Raw genomic sequence first — 16,051 nt, forward strand, 5'->3', positions numbered from 1 at the left:
GTGCGGACCGGCCGATGGTGCTGGTCACATCGCTCCATACGGCCGCCCCGCCCGGGTGTCGGCACCTGCGCACCCGGTCCGTCCGTGACGCAGAATAGGAATATGCCTCATTCTCCGGCCCTGCCCCCGCACATGCGCGCCCTCGTGATCGACCGCACCGGCGGTGCGGAGGAACTGCATCTCACCGAGCTGCCCGTGCCCGTGGCGGTCAGCGATGAGCTGCTGATCCGTGTGCTCGCCGCCGGCATCAACCCCATCGACGCCAAGACCCGGGCCGGGTCGGGCGCCGCCGCCGCGATCCCGGGTTTCCCCGTGGTGCTCGGCAACGATTTCAGCGGCATCGTCGTGCGCTCCCCCTATGACACCTTCCCGTTGCAGCCCGGGGACGCCGTGTACGGCATGGCCCGGCCGCCGCGCATCGCGGGCAGCTACGCCGAGTATGTCGCCGTGTCGAGCATGTCGGTGGCCCGCAAGCCCGTCGCCGTGAGCCATGTGGAGGCCGCGGGCATCCCCCTCGCCGCCCTCACCGCGTGGGGCATGGTGACCCTCGCCGGTGCGGCACCCGGCCAGCGGATGCTCGTGCACGCCGGCAGCGGCGGCGTCGGCCACTTCGCGGTGCAGTTCGCCAGGCACCTGGGCGCCCACGTCACCGCGACGGGGTCCACGGCGTCGGTCGAGTTCCTGCACCGCCTGGGCGCCCACGCCGTGATCGACTACAGCACCACCCGGTTCGACGACGAGCTGCAGGACATCGACAGCGTGATCGACCTGATCGGCAACGTGCACGATCAGACCGGGACGCGATCGCTGAAGGTGCTCCGGCCGGACGGGCTGCTCGTGAACGCGCCCACCGGCAGCTGGCCGACCATGCAGGCCGAAGCCGCAGCGGCGGGCGTGCGCGCCACCGGCTACAAGGTCGCCGCCGACGCCCGGGTGCTCGAAACCATCACCACCCTGATCGACAACGGCACGGTGCGGGTGAACACCGACCAGGTCTTCGACCTGGCCGACGGCGCCGCCGCGCACCGGGCCCTCGAGGGTGGGCACACCCGGGGCAAGATCGTGCTGCGGGTGTCCGACGTCGACGAGAGCGCCGCATGACCGGCACTGGCGCCGCTTCCGCGCCCAGCCCGGCCCGGCCCGACGGGCCCTCGCTGGTCTGGCTGCGCGACGACCTCCGCCTCGGCGACAACCCGGCCCTCACCGCCGCGGTGGAACGCGGCCGTCCCGTGCTCCTCGTCTACGTGCTCGACGAGGTGTCCCCGGGCATCCGCCCGCTCGGCGGCGCCGCGCGCTGGTGGCTGCACCAGAGCCTCACCTCGCTCGCGGCCGACACCGCCGCAATCGGCGGCCGGCTCCTGCTTCGCCGCGGCCTGGCCGGCGAGGTGATCGACGCCCTGGTCGACGAGCTCGGCGCCGGTGCGGTGTTCTGGAACCGGCGCTACGGCGCCGCCGAGCGGGATGTCGATACCGCGGTGAAGACCCGGCTCACCGATGCCGGCATCGTGGCGCACAGCTTCGCGGGTTCGCTGCTCTTCGAACCGTGGACCATCCGCACCGGCGGCGGCACCCCGTACACCGTGTTCACCCCGTTCTGGCGGGCGTGCACCAACGGTCCGCCGCCCCGGGCGCCCTACCCGGCGCCCGGCGCCCTCGACGATGCCGCCGCCGGCCTTTCCTCCGACGCTCTGGATTCCTGGGAGCTGGAGCCGCGGCATCCGGACTGGGCCGCCGGCCTCCGCTCGGCCTGGGCCGTCGGCGAGAGCGCGGCGCAGCAAGCCCTCGCCACGTTCCTCGACGAGGCGCTGCCCAAGTACGGCACCGAACGCGACCAGCCGGCCCAGCAGGCCACCTCCAGGCTCTCGCCGCACCTGCGCTGGGGCGAGATCAGCCCGCACCAGATCTGGCACGCCACCGACGTGGCCCGCCGCGGCCTCACCGGCGCTGCCGCCACGAGCGCCACGCGCTTCCTCACCGAGGTGGGCTGGCGTGAGTTCGCGTATCACGTGCTGTTCCACGCGCCCGACCTGGCCACGGCGAACCTGCGCCAGGGCTACGACGCCTTCCCCTGGCCGCCGCTGGACGAGCGGGCCCTGCAGGCCTGGCAGCAGGGCCGCACGGGCTTCCGCCTAGTAGACGCCGGCATGCGCGAGCTCTGGCGCACCGGCAGTATGCACAACCGGGTGCGCATGGTCACGGCGTCCTTCCTGATCAAGAACCTGCTCATCGACTGGCGCGAGGGCGAGCAGTGGTTCTGGGACACCCTGGTCGACGCCGACCCGGCCAGCAACCCGTTCGGCTGGCAGTGGGTCGCCGGCTCCGGGGCGGATGCCGCGCCGTACTTCCGGGTGTTCAACCCCGAGTTGCAGGCGGCCAAGTTCGACCCGAACAACGAGTACGTGCGGCAGAACGTGCCCGAGTGGGGCACGGATGCCTACCCGGCGCCGATCGTGGACCTCGGCGAGACCCGCCGCGCTGCCCTCGCCGCCTACGAGCAGGTCAAGGCCGCCCGCCCCACCCCCGCCTAGCCGCACTCCCGGCACAACCGCTCCCCGTGCGGACAAATGCGTCCGGTGCGCCGGGCGCAGAAGTCCGCTTCGGCAACAGTTGGCCGGGGCGGCGGGTCAGAGGGCGCGCTCGAGGACGTAGTCGTCTTCGTAGCGGGTGCCGACCAGGAAGTGCTTGGTTCCCACCCGCTCATAGCCGTGCTTGCCGTAGAACCGCAGGGCACGGTCGTTCTCTTCGTTCACGCCCAGCCACGAGCCGGCGGCGCCACGTTCGCGGGCGGCACTCAACGTAGCCGCCATCAGCGCCGCCGCGGTTCCGGTGCCGTGCGCCTCTGAGCGTAGGTAGCACTTGCTGAGTTCGACGGTGGGGCGGATGCGGATCGCCGCGGCGGCATCCGCGTCGGTTGGTTCGCCGAAGACCAGCATCGTGTAACCGGTGAGGGTGCCCGTACCGTCGTGGGCCACGAGCAGGAGCCGATCGGGGTCCGTCAGGTAGGACTCGAAGTTGGCCGTGGAGAGCACGGTGCGGATGAAATCGGCGATCGCCTCTGCACTGGTGTGCGGCGGGCAGGCCAACGGGAAGGTGGCGGCGGCCAGCTCGGCGAGCGCGGCGGCCTCGTCGGGTCCGGCCGGGCGGATTCGCGCCTGCGCGCCTGGCGTGACAGGCAGTGAATCAATCATGGGTCCAGCTTCACAGTCCGGCCGGCGGCACGCAAACGCCGCTCGCGGCCGCACCGGAACGACCCTGCCGGGGTGCCGGCGGGGCCGTTCCGATAGGCCTGGCGCCTACAGGTAGCGGGCGTACGCGGCGACGGTGAGGAAGGTCGGGAACTCCGGCTCGAGCGCCGAAGCCCGGAAGACCTCGAGCGCGTCGTCGAAGCGGTCTCCCGGCGTGCGCGGCAGCGCCGCCACCTCCTCTGTGACCAGCCCGGCGACCCACTCCGCGTCGATCCGGCGGCCGTCTGCGAGCGCGGAGTTCTCGTGGATCCACTGCCAGACCTGCGACCGGGAGATCTCCGCCGTGGCGGCGTCCTCCATCAGGTTGTCGATGGCCGCCGCGCCCACGCCGCGCAGCCAGGATTCGATGTATCGGAGGGCGATGCGCACGTTGTCGCGCACCCCGGCCTCGGTGATCTGGCCGCCGGCCGACGCCACATCCAGCAGGTCGGCCGCGGTGACGTGCACGTCCTCGCGGGTCCGCTCCAGCTGGTGGGGCCGGTCCCCGAGCACGGCGTCGAATTCGGCCCTGGCGGTGGGGATGAGGTCCGGATGCGCCACCCAGGTGCCGTCGAAGCCGTCCCTGGCCTCGCGCCGCTTGTCGGCGGCGACCTGCTCGAGCGCCCGCTGGGTCACGGCCGGGTCCCGCCGGTTGGGGATGAACGCGCTCATCCCGCCGATCGCGTACGCTCCGCGCCGGTGACAGGTGGCCACAAGCAGCTCGGTGTACGAGCGCATGAACGGCACCGTCATGGTGATCTCCCGGCGGTCGGGCAGCACGAACCGGCGGCCCCGGGCGCGGAACGTCTTGATGATGCTGAAGATGTAGTCCCAGCGCCCCGCGTTCAGGCCCGCGCAGTGGTCGCGCAGCTCGTAGAGGATCTCCTCCATCTCGAACGCGGCCTGGATGGTCTCGATCAGCACGGTGGCCCGGATGCTGCCGTGGCCGAGGTCCAGGTGGTCCTCGGTGTGGCTGAAGATGTCGTTCCACAGCCGCGCCTCGAGGTGGCTCTCCAGCTTGGGCAGGTAGAAGTACGGCCCGCTGCCCTGATCGATCAGACGGTGGGCGTTGTGGAACGCGTACAGGCCGAAGTCCACCAGACTGCCGGAGGCCGGCATCCGTCGGTTGGCCCGGTCGACGAAGGTGAGGTTCTTCTCCACCAGGTGCCAGCCGCGTGGCCGCATGACGATGGTCGGCGTCGTCCCCGGCCGGGCGCCATCCAACCGGTCGGCCGGCGCGCCGGTCACCCGGTACGCCTTGCCGTCGGGGCCGTCGTACGTGAGCGCGCCGCGGATGGCGTCGGCCAGCGTGAGCTGCCCCTCGATGACGTTCGCCCAGGTGGGGCTGGTCGCATCCTCCTGGTCGGCCAGCCACACATTGGCACCCGAGTTGAGTGCGTTGATGGCCATCTTGCGATCGGTCGGGCCGGTGATCTCCACCCGCCTGTTCTGCAGGCCGGGCCCGGGGCCCGCGACCCGCCAGGTGGGGTCGTTCCGGATGTGCGCCGTCTCCGGCAGGAATCTCGGATCCCGGCCGTTCGCGGCATCCACCCGGGTCTGCAGCCGGGCGGCCAGCAGGTCGTGCCGGGTGCCGGCGAACCTGTCGTGCAGCTCGGCGAGGAACTCCAGGGCCTCCGGCGTGAGGATCTCGTCGTAGCGGTCGCCCAGCTCCCCCGTGATCTCGAGGTGCGGGCGGATGGTGGCGAAACTCCCGGTGCTGGTCTCCCCGAACGCCCGGGCGGGGCGCGGTGCGCTCGGTGTGCCAGTCCCGGTGGTCGAGCCAGTCCCGGTGGTCGAGCTTGTCGAGACCCGGTGAGCAGTGCCGGGAGCGGTGGACAACGGTGGTGTGGTCATGATCGGTTTCTCCTTCGAAACGATGCGAATGTCGGGGCGGGGCCGGCTAGAACTGCTCGGCCTCGGTGGATCCGGCCAGCGCGAGGGTGGCGCTGGTGGGGTTGAGCGCGGTGGCGATCCGGTCGAAGTAGCCGGTGCCCACCTCCCGCTGGTGGCGGGTGGCGGTGTATCCGTCGGCCTCCGAGGCGAATTCGGCCTCCTGCAGGTCGACGTAGGCGCTCATCTGACGCTCGGAGTAGTCCTTGGCCAGGGTGAACATGGAGTGGTTGAGGGCGTGGAAGCCGGCCAGGGTGATGAACTGGAAGGCGTAGCCGCAGGCCGCGAGCTCGCGCTGGAACGCGGCGATCTGGTCGTCGTCGAGGTGGGATTTCCAGTTGAACGACGGCGAGCAGTTGTAGGCGAGCTTCTTGCCGGGGAACTGCGCGTGGATCTCCTTGGCGAAGCGCTGGGCGAGTTCGAGGTCGGGCTCGCTGCTTTCCACCCAGAGCAGGTCGGCGTACGGCGCGTAGGCCAGGCCGCGCATGATCACCACGTCGGCTCCGTTCGCGGTGTCGTAGAACCCCTCAGCGGTGCGGGAACCGGTGAGGAACGCCTGGTCGCGCTCGTCGATGTCGCTGGTGATGAGGGTGGCTGCGAGGGAATCGGTGCGCGCGATGATGATCGTGGGCACCCCTGCGACATCCGCCGCCAGCCGGGCCGCGTTCAGGGTGCGGATATGCTGGCCGGTGGGCACGAGCACCTTGCCGCCCATGTGTCCGCACTTCTTCTCGCTGGCCAGCTGGTCTTCCCAGTGCACACCCGCCGCGCCGGCCTCGATCATCGACGCCATCAGCTCGTAGGCGTTCAGCGGGCCGCCGAAGCCGGCCTCTGCATCGGCGACGATCGGCGCCATCCAGTCGATGCCGGTGCCGTTGGTCGTGGCGTCGGCACCGGATGCGACGGCTTCCGCACCCTCGATCTGGCCGGCCCGCAGCAGCGCGTTGTTGATCCGCCGCACCACAGCCGGCACCGAGTTCGCCGGGTAGAGCGACTGGTCGGGGTAGGTCTGGCCGGAGAGGTTGGCGTCGGCGGCGACCTGCCAGCCGGACAGGTAGATGGCCTTGAGCCCGGCCCGCACCTGCTGCACGGCCTGGTTGCCGGTGAGGGCGCCGAGCGCGGCCACCCACTCGGGGTTCTCCGGGGTGCCGTTCTGGTGGATGAGGTCCCAGAGCTTCTCGGCGCCGCGGCGGGCCAGGGTGCGCTCTTCCCGCACGGCGCCGCGCAGGGCGATCACGTCCGCGGCGGTGTAGTCCCGGCGCACGCCCTCCCAGCGGGGGTCGGCGGCCCACTCCAGGGCGAGCTCGGCGGCCGTCTGGGTCTGGTCGCCGGGGCGGGATGCGGGGCGGCCGGATGCGGGGCCGGTTGCGGTGGGGTTCGTCATGGTGTTCTCCTCGGTCTGCGACAGTGCGGATTTACGGATTGCGGATTCACGGATTGCCGTTCGGTGGCTGCCCGGGAAAAGTCCCTCCCGGTTGCTGCCTGCACCCACTCTGAGTCCCGACCCCGCGCCGGCCGGGCACCCACACATAAGAAGAAAACGAGTTCTTCCGGTTGTGTGAACAATCGCCGCGTGTGAGCATGAGCACATGGTCACCGTCGATCGCCCCGCCCATTCCACCGCCCCCTCCGCCGACCTGCTCGCGGGGCCGGCCGGCTCCCCGGACACCGAGGCGGGCATCGACGCGCTCACCCTGGGCCGCCGGGTGCGGGACCGCCGGCACCGGCTCGGCCTCACCCTGGACACCCTGGCCGCGGCCGTCGACCGGGCGCCGTCGCAGATCTCCATGATCGAGAACGGCAAGCGTGAACCCCGGCTGTCGATGCTGCGGTTGATCGCCGCCGCGCTCGACACCACGGTCGACGAACTGCTCCGCACCGACGCGCCCAGCCCGCGCGCGGCCCTGGAGATCGCCGTCGAGCGTGCCCAGCGCGGGCCGGTCTTCACGGCCCTGGGCCTGCCCCGCTTCCGGGTCGGGCCCGGCCAGCCCGACGAGACCCTGCAGACCATCCTCACCCTGCACAACGAGATCGAGCGGCTGCACCGCGAGCGCGCCGCAACTCCGGAGGAGGCCAGGCGGGCCAACGCCCAGCTGCGCGCCGAGATGCGGGCGCGCGACAACTACTTCCCCGAACTCGAAGCTCAGGCGCTCGAATTGCTCACCGCGGTCGGTCATTCCGGCGGCCCGGTGTCGCACCAGGTGGTGGCCGACATGGCCGCCCACCTCGGTTTCACCCTGCACTACGTGGGCGACCTGCCGCACTCCACGCGGTCGGTGACCGACAAGCGGAACGGTCGAATTTATCTGCCCACCGAGCAGGCGGCCTCCCGCGACAGCCGCTCGCCGATCCTGCAGGCCTTCGCCAGCTACCTCTGCGGCCACGCCGAGCCGGGAAATTACGCCGATTTTCTGCGACAGCGGGTGGAGACCAATTACCTCACCGCGGCCATCCTGCTGCCAGAAACCGACACCCTGCGGATGCTCAGCGACGCCAAGGCGGCCCGCCGCATCTCACTCGAAGACCTGCGGGATGCCTTCTCGGTCTCCTACGAGACGGCGGCGCACCGCTTCACCAACCTGGCCACCGCGCGCCTGGACATCCCGGTGCATTTCATGAAGGTGCACGAATCCGGCACCATCATCAAGGCCTACGAGAACGACGACGTTCAATTCCCCAGCGATGCCCTGGGCGCGGTCGAGGGCAGCACGGTCTGCCGCAGCTGGACCGCGCGCACGGTCTTCGACGTGCCCGACCGGTTCAGCCCCTGGTACCAGTACACGGACACGCCGGCGGGCACCTTCTGGTGCACCTCCCGCATCGAGAAGGCCAAGGAGGGCGACTATTCCGTGAGTGTCGGGGTGCCGTTCGCCCACGTCAACTGGTTCCGCGGCCGGGAGACCGCCAACCGTGCCGTGTCCCGTTGCCCGGACGAGTCCTGCTGCCGGCGGGCGCCCGATGAGCTGTCCGGCCGCTGGGAAGGCCAGTCCTGGCCCGTGGCCCGCACCCCGACGAGCCTGCTCGCGGCGCTGCCCACCGGCACCTTCCCCGGCGTGGACCCCACCGAGGTGTACCAGTTCCTCGAGGCGCACGCCCCGACTGACTCACCCCACCCCACCTGACCTCGCCCCGCCGCCTGCCCTCGCCCCGCCGCCTGCCCTCGCCCCGCAACCATGACTGGCCCGTTTTCCCTAGTGCGCAGCCCCCTGCACTAGCAGATTCGGGCAAGTCACCACGGGGCCTGACGAGGGTGGCCCACTTTTGCTAGTCGCGAGGGTCGCGCACTAGCAAAAAAGGGCAAGTCTGGGCCTGGGGCGGATGCGAGGGCCCACGGAGGCGGCCGGGAGGGCGGGCCAGATCAGGCGGTGGCGCGGGCCAGATCAGGCGGTGGCGCGGGCCAGGTCGGGCAGGCGGTGCAGGGCGTCGACGAGCGGGCCGAGTTCCGGCTCCTCCTCGGCGTCGGCCAGCGCATCCGCGAGTGCCTCGTCGTAGACCGGGCGGGCGCGGGCGAGCAGGGCCTTGCCGGCCTCGGTGAGTTCGGTGTAGATGCCGCGGCGGTCGTCGGCGCAGAGGATGCGGGTGAGCAGCGCCCGGTCCTCCAGCCGGTTCACCAGCCGGGTCGTTGCGCTGCTGGAGAGCGCGGCGGCGCGGGCGAGCTGCTGCATCCGCATGTGCCAGCCGTGCTGGCGGCTGAGGGCGTCGAGCACCGTGAACTCGACCACGGAGAGATCGAACCCGCCCTGCAGGGCGCGCTCCAGCACGGTCTCGATGCGGCCGTGCAGAGCCGCAAGGGTGCGCCAGCCCTGGGCGCGAATCTCGACGGCGTCGTCTTCGATGCTCATCCGTACAGCTCCCCTGCCCTGGTCACTCCTGAAAGACGCAAGTACAACGCGCTTGCAACTACCAGTCTAGGCAAGGTCGCGGTCCGGTGCGGTCCCTGGTCACGACTCCCGGGTGATCTCCACCTTCACGAAGAGCTGCGACCCGCCGGTGCCGGCATACACCCCGCGCAGCGGCGCGATGTCGTTGTAGTCGCGGCCACGCCCGACACCCACGTGCCGGTCGCCGATGTCGATGAGGTTGGTGGGGTCGTAGCCGCGCCATTCGCCGCAGAACCACTCCACCCAGGCGTGCGATTCACCCGTCACGGTCTCGCCGATCTCGGCCAACGGCTTGGGGTGCAGGTACCCGGAGACGTACCGGGCGGGGATGCCCACCGCGCGCAGCGCCCCGAGCGCCACATGGGTGATGTCCTGGCAGACCCCGCGTTTGTCGGCCCAGGCCTCCCTGGCGTTGGTCTTCACCCCGGTGACACCCTGCACGTACGCCATGTTCTCGCCCACGAAGCGGCAGATCGCCAGGGCGGCGTCGCACGGGTCCAGGCGCCCGGCGATCTCCTGCGCGCTCGCGACCACATCCGCCGGAGGTTCGGTCAGCGGCGTCTGCCAGGAGTGCTCGACCGACGAGGTCGACCGGGCCACCGCGGTGGCCAGGTCGTCCCAGCTCACCGGATGCACCGGGTGCTCCCGCGGCGACACCTCCACGAGGCTGTTGGCGGTGAGGGTGAGCTCGGCATGCGGGGTGAGCACCTCGAACGACGACACCCGGGTGCCCCAGTAGTCCAGGTAGTTGTGGTTGCTCGACACCGGGCTGATGTCGAGGTTGGAGTAGAGCACGAACTGCTCGGGCGAGGTGACGGGCAGCATCCGCGCCTCGTTGTACGAGGTGGCCACCTCACCCTCGTACCGGTAGCCCGTGGTGTGGCGGATCCGCAGGCGCTTCATGAGGCCTCTCCCGTCCAGGTCGGCACCGCACTGGTCGGGAAGTAGCGTTGCCCGATCGATTCGCTGGCGGTGCTGGTGGCGTCCAGGACCATGTCCATGTGCTTCGGCAGGTCGCCCAGGATCTCCATGATGGGCCGGTACTCCAACTGGCTGCGGATCTGGCCGAGGATGCGCTGCGACGAGTCGGACACGCCCACCCGGTCGGTGCGGGGTTCGAGTTCCTGCAGGCACTGCTCGGCCCGGGAGATCGAGAAGACGATCGACCGGGGGAACAGCCTGTCCAGCAGCAGGAATTCGGCCGCGTTCCGGGCCGACGGCACGCCGCGGTAGGTGCGCAGGTACGACTCGTAGGCTCCGCAGGAGCGCAGGATCGTGGTCCACGACGGCCCGCTGTTCTCGGTCAGCGAGCGGGTCGCGAGCAGCCGGGCGGTCATATCGGCCTGTTCGAGGCTGCGGCCGAGGGTGAAGAAGTGCCAGGCGTCGTCCCGGCTGGCGCTGGACTCGACGATGCCCACGGCCAGCGCCGCGCGCTCGCGCACCCAGCCGAAGAAATCGTGGGTCTTGGCGCTGGCGATGTTCTTGGGCATCTTCGTGTAGGTGGTGTTCAGGCACTCCCACAGCTCGGTCGAGACGATCTCCCGGGCCCGCCGGGCGTTCTCCCGGGCGGCGCCGAGCGAGTAGGCGATCGAGGCCGGATGCGTGCGGTCGGCCGCGAGGGTCGCCAGCACGTCCTTGCGGGTGAGGTCCCGGTCCGACGGCACGGGGCTGCCCATGAGGTGCAGCAGCGACCGGCAGGCGAGGTTCTCCTCGATCCACGGGTCCTCGAGCAGCAACTGCAGGTGCACATCCAGGATGCGCGCGGTGCCGTCACTGCGTTCGATGTAGCGGCCGATCCAGAACAGGCTCTCGGCGATGCGGCTCAGCATTCGAGGGTCCCTTCTCCCGTGGTGGATGCCGTGGGCGTGGTGCGTTGCTGTTGTTGCTGCTGTTCCTGGTCCTGGTCGCCGCCCGGCGGGGTGTCCTGCGGATTGTGGTCGACGCTGCGGGTGGGGATGATCGAGATCGACTGGGTGTTCGCGGCCTGGTCGGCCACGAGTCCCTGGATGTCGTGCGCCGAGGTGCGGGTGTGGAAGTCGGGCTCCAGCCCGATCACCCAGGTGTCCTTGGAGCCGCCGCCCTGGCTGGAGTTGACCACGAGTTCGCCCTCGGGCAGGGCCACCCGGGTGAGGCCGCCAGGCAGCACCCAGACATCCGTGCCGTCGTTCACCGCGAAGGGGCGGAGGTCCGCGTGCCGCGGGCGCATGCCGTCTTCGACGAGAGTCGGGATGGTGGACAGCTGCACCACCGGTTGCGCGATCCAGCCGCGCGGATCCTTGAGCAGCTGCTGCCGGAGCGTCTCCAGTTCGGCCTTCGACGCAGCCGGGCCCACCACGAGGCCCTTGCCGCCGGAGCCGTCCACGGGCTTGACCACGAGCTGGTCGAGCCGGTCGAGCACCTCCTCGAGCGCGAGCGGGTCCTCCAGCCGCCAGGTGTCGACGTTCGGGATGATCGCCTCCTCGCCCAGGTAGTACTTGATCAGGTCGGGCAGGTACGTGTAGACGAGCTTGTCGTCCGCGACGCCGTTGCCCACGGCGTTGGCGATCGTGACGTTGCCCAGGCGGGCTGCCATCAGGATGCCGGGCGAGCCCAGCTGGGAGTCGGCGCGGAACTGCAGCGGGTCCAGGAACTCGTCGTCGACCCGGCGATAGATCACGTCGACCCGGGTCGGGCCCGCCGTGGTGCGCATCCACACCCGGCCGCCGGAGCAGAACAGGTCGCGGCCCTCGACAAGTTCGACGCCCATCAGCCGGGCCAGCAGGGTGTGCTCGAAGTAGGCCGAGTTGAAGACGCCCGGTGTGAGCACCACGATGTTCGGGTCGTCGACCCCGGCCGGCGCTGACGCGCGCAGGGCCTGCAACAGCTTGTTGGGGTAGTCGCCCACGGGGCGCACCCGCATCGATACGAACAGTTCGGGCAGGGTCTGTGCCATCACGCGGCGGTTCGAGATCACATAGCTGACGCCGCTGGGCACCCGCACATTGTCTTCGAGCACCCGCCAGGCCCCCACCTCGTCCCGGATGAGGTCGATTCCGGACACCTGGATTCGCACGTTGTTCGCCGACACGATCCCGGCCGCCTGGCGGTGAAAGTGCTTGGACGAGGTGATCAGGCCGGCCGGGATGACCCCATCCCGAACGGCCGCCTGCGGCCCGTAGATGTCGGCCAGGAACGCTTCGAGCGCCAGCACCCGCTGCTTGATGCCGGCCTCGACATTCACCCACTCTGGCTGTTCGATGACGCGGGGCACGGCGTCGAGTGGGAACGGCCGCTCCTCCCCGGCGAAGTCGAAGGTGACCCCCTGCGCCAGGTACGAGCTGGCCAGCGCGTCGGTGCGACCGCGCAACTCCTCCTGCGTCATCCGGGCGAGCGCACCGTAGACGTCTTTGTAGGCCGCACGGGCCTCGGAGGGCGACAGCGATGACGGATCGGGGAACATCTCGTCCCAGGCCGAAGCCTGTCCGCGTTCGCGCGGTGGTGCGGAGGTAGCGCCGTAGCCACTGAATAGGTCAACCATGACTGGATGTTAGTCGAGGGGTGTTGCCGGTTTGTTTCCTGACGCACGGCGTGGCGGCCGGTTCACAATCGACCGCCGCCCATGCCGATGGTCAACGGAATTTCGGGCGGCCGGTCCGTGCGAATGCATACAACATCACTGCACACTTTCCCCGTGACCAGCGAAAATCGCCAAATCTCTGCCGTTCATTCAGTTTTTTGCATACAGTTAGTGCAGTTCAGTTCCTGACGAAATCGTCAGTGCTCGTCGACCGCACCGACCAGATGTGAGCAGATATGCGCGCAGTTGTAGGGCCCCGCTGGCTGGGTCTGATGATTCCGGCGTCGCTCCTGGTCATCGCCGTGATCCTGGCGGCCCGGCTGGCCGGCCCCTCTGACGCGCTCCTGTCCATGCTGTCCACACGCATGCCCTTCACCACCGCGGCGGCGGCCGCTGCACCGGCCCTGTCGGGCATCCTGGGCGTGGGGCTGGGCCTCCTCGCGGCGCAACGGACCCCGTGGGCCGGCCGCTCGCTGCGTGCGCTGGCGCTGGCCGGCAGCGGTTTGTGCGTGGTGTGGATCGGCCTGTCGTGCTGCTTCTGGTTCGCCATTCAGTCCGAGGCGACGCCCGGCCTCACCGGCTCTCCGCTCGAGCGGGCCGGGCTGAGCCTGCTGAGCACCCTGATCCTTCCCGGCACGGCGGTGGCTTTCGGCGCATCGCTTGCCGTGGCCGTGCATGTCCGCGCCTGCGCCCGCCGGGTGTCCCTGGAGCCGTTCGTGCAAACCACCCGCAGCCGCGGTCTGCCGATCTCCCGGCTGCTGATCCGCACGACCCTCCGCCGCACCCTCCCCGCGGTGCTGAGCGTCCTGGCCACCGAAGCCGTCCTGATCTACGCCGGCGCCCTGCTCCTGCAGTCCGTGTTGACCCGGCCGTCCCTCGGGGCGCGGCTGCCGCCGCTGCTCCCGTCGGAGAGCCTGCCAGTTGTGATCGGTGCCGCACTCAGTGTGACGGTGGGGATCGTCATCGGCGGTGTGCTGATCGCTATGGCCGGCCAGGGCGACCTGGCCCTCACGCAGCGCCCCCACACCACCCGCTCCGTTGCCGCCCAGGGCAGCGGCAGCCTGGCCGTGATCCTGTCTGACTTCAGCCCTCCCGGCCCCAGCCCCGCCTTGGCGTCCACGAGCTTCCGGGCATCCGACATCCTGGATATTCGCGATTTGCAGATCCGGCCGCCCGGTGCCTGGACCGAGTCGGCCGGCTCCAACGGCATCAGCCTCACCGTGTCCCGTGGTCAGGCGCTCGCTGTGATCGGCAATGAGGGGTCCGGCGCCGCTCCCCTGTGCCTGGCCATCGCCGGGCTCCTGCCGCCCGCCACGGCGGTGGCGTCGGGATCGGTTCTCTTCGAGGGCACGGAACTCGTCGGCCTGGCCGAACATCACTTCCGGAAGCTGCGCGGGCGGCGAATCGGCTTCGTCGATGGCCCGGCAGGCGACCGGATTCCCCGCGACTGGCGCATCTTTCGTCACCTGAGCACCGTGCTCCCGCCGGCAGACACCCGCCAGACCCGCCGCACCGCTCTCGACCTTCTCGAGCGGGTGGGCGTCGAGACCCCAGAGGCCATCCTGGATGTGCACCCGCGCGACCTGAGCGCGACCACCCTGCAACGGGTGCTTCTGGCCAGCGCGCTGGCGCTCAACCCGCAACTCCTCATCGCCCTCGACCCGGCGGCCGGGTTCGATCCGCAGGAGGAGGCCGGCCTGCTCGACCTGCTGCACGACCTGCAGCAGGAACGAGGGCTCACCCTCATCGTCGCCTCCGCCAGCCCGGCGATCGTCACGAGGTGCGACAGGGTGGCCGTACTGCAGGCCGGAACCGTCATCGAGCACGCCTCGGCCGGCGAGATCGTCACCGCACCCCGGCATCCGCACACCCGCCGCCTGCTCGACGGAAGCGCCTCAGGGCCGGCTCCGATCACCCGTTGACCGGCCGAGCGGCGCTCAGTCCTCGGTCACCGCATTGCGGGCGCCGAGCACATGCGAGCGCATCGCCACTTCGGCCCACACGGTGTCGCCGGTACGCAGGGCGGTGAGGATGTCCCGGTGCTGATGATTGCTGCGGGCCCGGAAGTCTCCGCCGTCCCGCCGGAAGGCAGCCGCCATGAGCGGCACCCTCGAGACCGAAGAAGTCAGGGCCACCAGCTGGGGGCTGCGTGAGGCCGCCACGACGATGCGATGGAATTCAGCGTTCAACCGTCCGAGCTCGGCCAGACCCGCGTCGTCCTCAGCGGTGAGAAAGGGCTCCATGGCGTCGATGAGTTCGGCGAGCCGTCCCAGCTCCGCCACGGAGATCCGGGTCGCAGCCAGCCCGGCGGCACGACTTTCCAGGGACGCCCGCACGAAATACGTCTCGCGTACCTGCTCGATGGTCCAGGCAACGACCGTCGCGCCACGATTGGGCACAAAGGTCACCAGACCGGCCTCGTCCAGACGTCGGAGCGCCTCCCGCACCGGTGTGCGGCTCACACCCAGCTCCTGGGCGAGAGCTTGCTCGCGCAAGGTGGAGTTCGGGCCCAACTCGCCCGAGAGGATGCGCGCGCGCAACGCCAGATAGACCTTTTCACCGCCGGTGGAGACCACAGCGCCCTCCCTCAGCTCCGGGCGCTCCCCACCCGTAACACCGAGCCTTCCATAAACCCCGGGTCCGTGGGGAATTCCGGGCAAACCCGCATCCGGTGGCCAAGCCGCCGGACGCACGAAAAGGGCCCGTCTTGCGACGGGCCCTTCCGGTGCTTCTCGCGAAGCGGTTACTGCACGTGCTTAGATGCTGTTCACATCGAGCGGGATGCCGGGGCCGAACGTGGTCGACACGGCGCCCTTGGTGATGTAGCGGCCCTTTGAGGAGCTCGGCTTGAGGCGAACGATCTCCTCGAGTGCTGCACCGATGTTCTCGTTGAGCTGGTCGGCCGAGAACGAAGCCTTGCCAACGACGAAGTGCACGTTGGAGTGCTTGTCGACGCGGAATTCGATCTTTCCACCCTTGATGTCGTTCACGGCCTTGGCGACGTCAGGCGTCACGGTTCCGGTCTTCGGGTTGGGCATGAGACCGCGCGGGCCGAGGACCTTACCGAGACGACCGACCTTGCCCATGAGCTCGGGGGTCGAGACGGCGGAGTCGAACGAGGTGTAGCCGGCGGCTACCTTCTCGATGAGCTCGTCGCCACCGACCTCGTCGGCGCCGGCAGCGATTGCTGCCTCAGCCGCGGGGCCCGTTGCGAAGACGATGACGCGGGCGGTCTTGCCGGTACCGTGAGGAAGAATAACGGTGCCGCGGACCATCTGGTCGGCCTTGCGCGGGTCGACGCCGAGCTTGAGCGCGACCTCGACGGTGGAGTTGAACTTGACGGAACCGGTCTCGCGAGCGAGGGTGACGGCTTCGGTGGGGGTGTAGAACTTATCGGCTTCGATCTTCTCGACCGCAGCGCGGTAGGCCTTTGACTTGGGTGCCATTTTGAATCTCCTGTAGATGCATGTGCTGAGAGCGTGGTTTTCGTGAGCCTGGCT

13 protein-coding genes are annotated in these 16,051 nt (G+C 70.0%); 4 read left to right on the forward strand and 9 right to left on the reverse strand.

Going from position 1 to position 16,051, the window contains the following annotated elements; translation table 11 throughout:
- The first annotated feature begins 102 nt into the window (after positions 1 to 102).
- Together DOE79_RS09730 and DOE79_RS09735 are read left to right on the forward strand one after the other, a co-directional pair.
- A complete protein-coding gene (locus DOE79_RS09730; protein ID WP_245977256.1) occupies positions 103 to 1,101 on the forward strand; it encodes an NADP-dependent oxidoreductase in 999 nt (332 codons plus the stop codon).
- A complete protein-coding gene (locus DOE79_RS09735) occupies positions 1,098 to 2,528 on the forward strand; it encodes a cryptochrome/photolyase family protein (RefSeq protein WP_120338331.1) in 1,431 nt (476 codons plus the stop codon). The genes DOE79_RS09730 and DOE79_RS09735 overlap by 4 nt, the downstream gene beginning before the upstream one ends.
- Positions 2,529 to 2,624: 96 nt before the next feature.
- On the opposite strand, the gene DOE79_RS09740 is transcribed toward DOE79_RS09735, so the two are convergent.
- The 3 genes from DOE79_RS09740 to aceA form a co-directional block, all read right to left on the reverse strand.
- Complete coding sequence (locus tag DOE79_RS09740) at positions 2,625 to 3,188, reverse strand: GNAT family N-acetyltransferase (RefSeq protein WP_120338332.1); 564 nt, start codon at positions 3,186 to 3,188, stop codon at positions 2,625 to 2,627.
- A gap of 105 nt (positions 3,189 to 3,293) precedes the next feature.
- The gene (gene aceB, locus DOE79_RS09745) at positions 3,294 to 5,078 is read right to left on the reverse strand and encodes a malate synthase A (protein WP_120338333.1); all 1,785 of its coding nucleotides are present in this window, start codon (positions 5,076 to 5,078) and stop codon (positions 3,294 to 3,296) included.
- A gap of 46 nt (positions 5,079 to 5,124) precedes the next feature.
- Positions 5,125 to 6,498 (reverse strand): isocitrate lyase, encoded by a 1,374-nt coding sequence (gene aceA, locus DOE79_RS09750; protein ID WP_120338334.1) that lies wholly within the window; start codon positions 6,496 to 6,498, stop codon positions 5,125 to 5,127.
- 205 nt (positions 6,499 to 6,703) lie between these two features.
- Here aceA and DOE79_RS09755 point away from each other — a divergent pair, with 205 nt between their 5' ends.
- The gene (locus DOE79_RS09755; RefSeq protein ID WP_120338335.1) at positions 6,704 to 8,236 is read left to right on the forward strand and encodes a helix-turn-helix transcriptional regulator; all 1,533 of its coding nucleotides are present in this window, start codon (positions 6,704 to 6,706) and stop codon (positions 8,234 to 8,236) included.
- Between the two features lie 258 nt (positions 8,237 to 8,494).
- Here the strand turns inward: DOE79_RS09755 and DOE79_RS09760 are convergent, their stop codons facing one another.
- The 4 genes from DOE79_RS09760 to DOE79_RS09775 form a co-directional block, all read right to left on the reverse strand.
- Positions 8,495 to 8,956, reverse strand: coding sequence for a MarR family winged helix-turn-helix transcriptional regulator (locus DOE79_RS09760; RefSeq protein ID WP_120338336.1), 462 nt, complete (start codon positions 8,954 to 8,956; stop codon positions 8,495 to 8,497).
- A gap of 99 nt (positions 8,957 to 9,055) precedes the next feature.
- Positions 9,056 to 9,898: a transglutaminase family protein gene (locus DOE79_RS09765; RefSeq protein ID WP_120338337.1), complete on the reverse strand. Its 843-nt coding sequence runs from the start codon at positions 9,896 to 9,898 to the stop codon at positions 9,056 to 9,058.
- Entirely contained in the window at positions 9,895 to 10,824 is a 930-nt protein-coding gene (locus tag DOE79_RS09770) for an alpha-E domain-containing protein (protein ID WP_120338338.1), read from the reverse strand. Before DOE79_RS09770 ends, DOE79_RS09765 begins: the two co-directional genes overlap by 4 nt.
- Positions 10,818 to 12,512 carry a circularly permuted type 2 ATP-grasp protein gene (locus DOE79_RS09775; RefSeq protein WP_120338339.1) on the reverse strand — a complete coding sequence of 565 codons (1,695 nt, stop codon included), beginning with the start codon at positions 12,510 to 12,512 and terminating at the stop codon, positions 10,818 to 10,820. The genes DOE79_RS09770 and DOE79_RS09775 overlap by 7 nt, the downstream gene beginning before the upstream one ends.
- Positions 12,513 to 12,787: 275 nt before the next feature.
- Between DOE79_RS09775 and DOE79_RS09780 the strand changes: the two genes are divergently transcribed.
- A complete protein-coding gene (locus DOE79_RS09780; protein ID WP_120338340.1) occupies positions 12,788 to 14,473 on the forward strand; it encodes an ATP-binding cassette domain-containing protein in 1,686 nt (561 codons plus the stop codon).
- Positions 14,474 to 14,488: 15 nt separating this feature from the next.
- Here the strand turns inward: DOE79_RS09780 and DOE79_RS09785 are convergent, their stop codons facing one another.
- Complete coding sequence (locus tag DOE79_RS09785) at positions 14,489 to 15,127, reverse strand: GntR family transcriptional regulator (protein WP_162942696.1); 639 nt, start codon at positions 15,125 to 15,127, stop codon at positions 14,489 to 14,491.
- Positions 15,128 to 15,307: 180 nt separating this feature from the next.
- Positions 15,308 to 15,997 carry a 50S ribosomal protein L1 gene (rplA, locus tag DOE79_RS09790; RefSeq protein ID WP_120338342.1) on the reverse strand — a complete coding sequence of 230 codons (690 nt, stop codon included), beginning with the start codon at positions 15,995 to 15,997 and terminating at the stop codon, positions 15,308 to 15,310.
- Between the last annotated feature and the right edge of the window lie 54 nt (positions 15,998 to 16,051).

The sequence above is a fragment of the Cryobacterium soli genome, from assembly GCF_003611035.1.
GTDB classification, from domain to species: Bacteria; Actinomycetota; Actinomycetes; order Actinomycetales; family Microbacteriaceae; genus Cryobacterium; species Cryobacterium soli.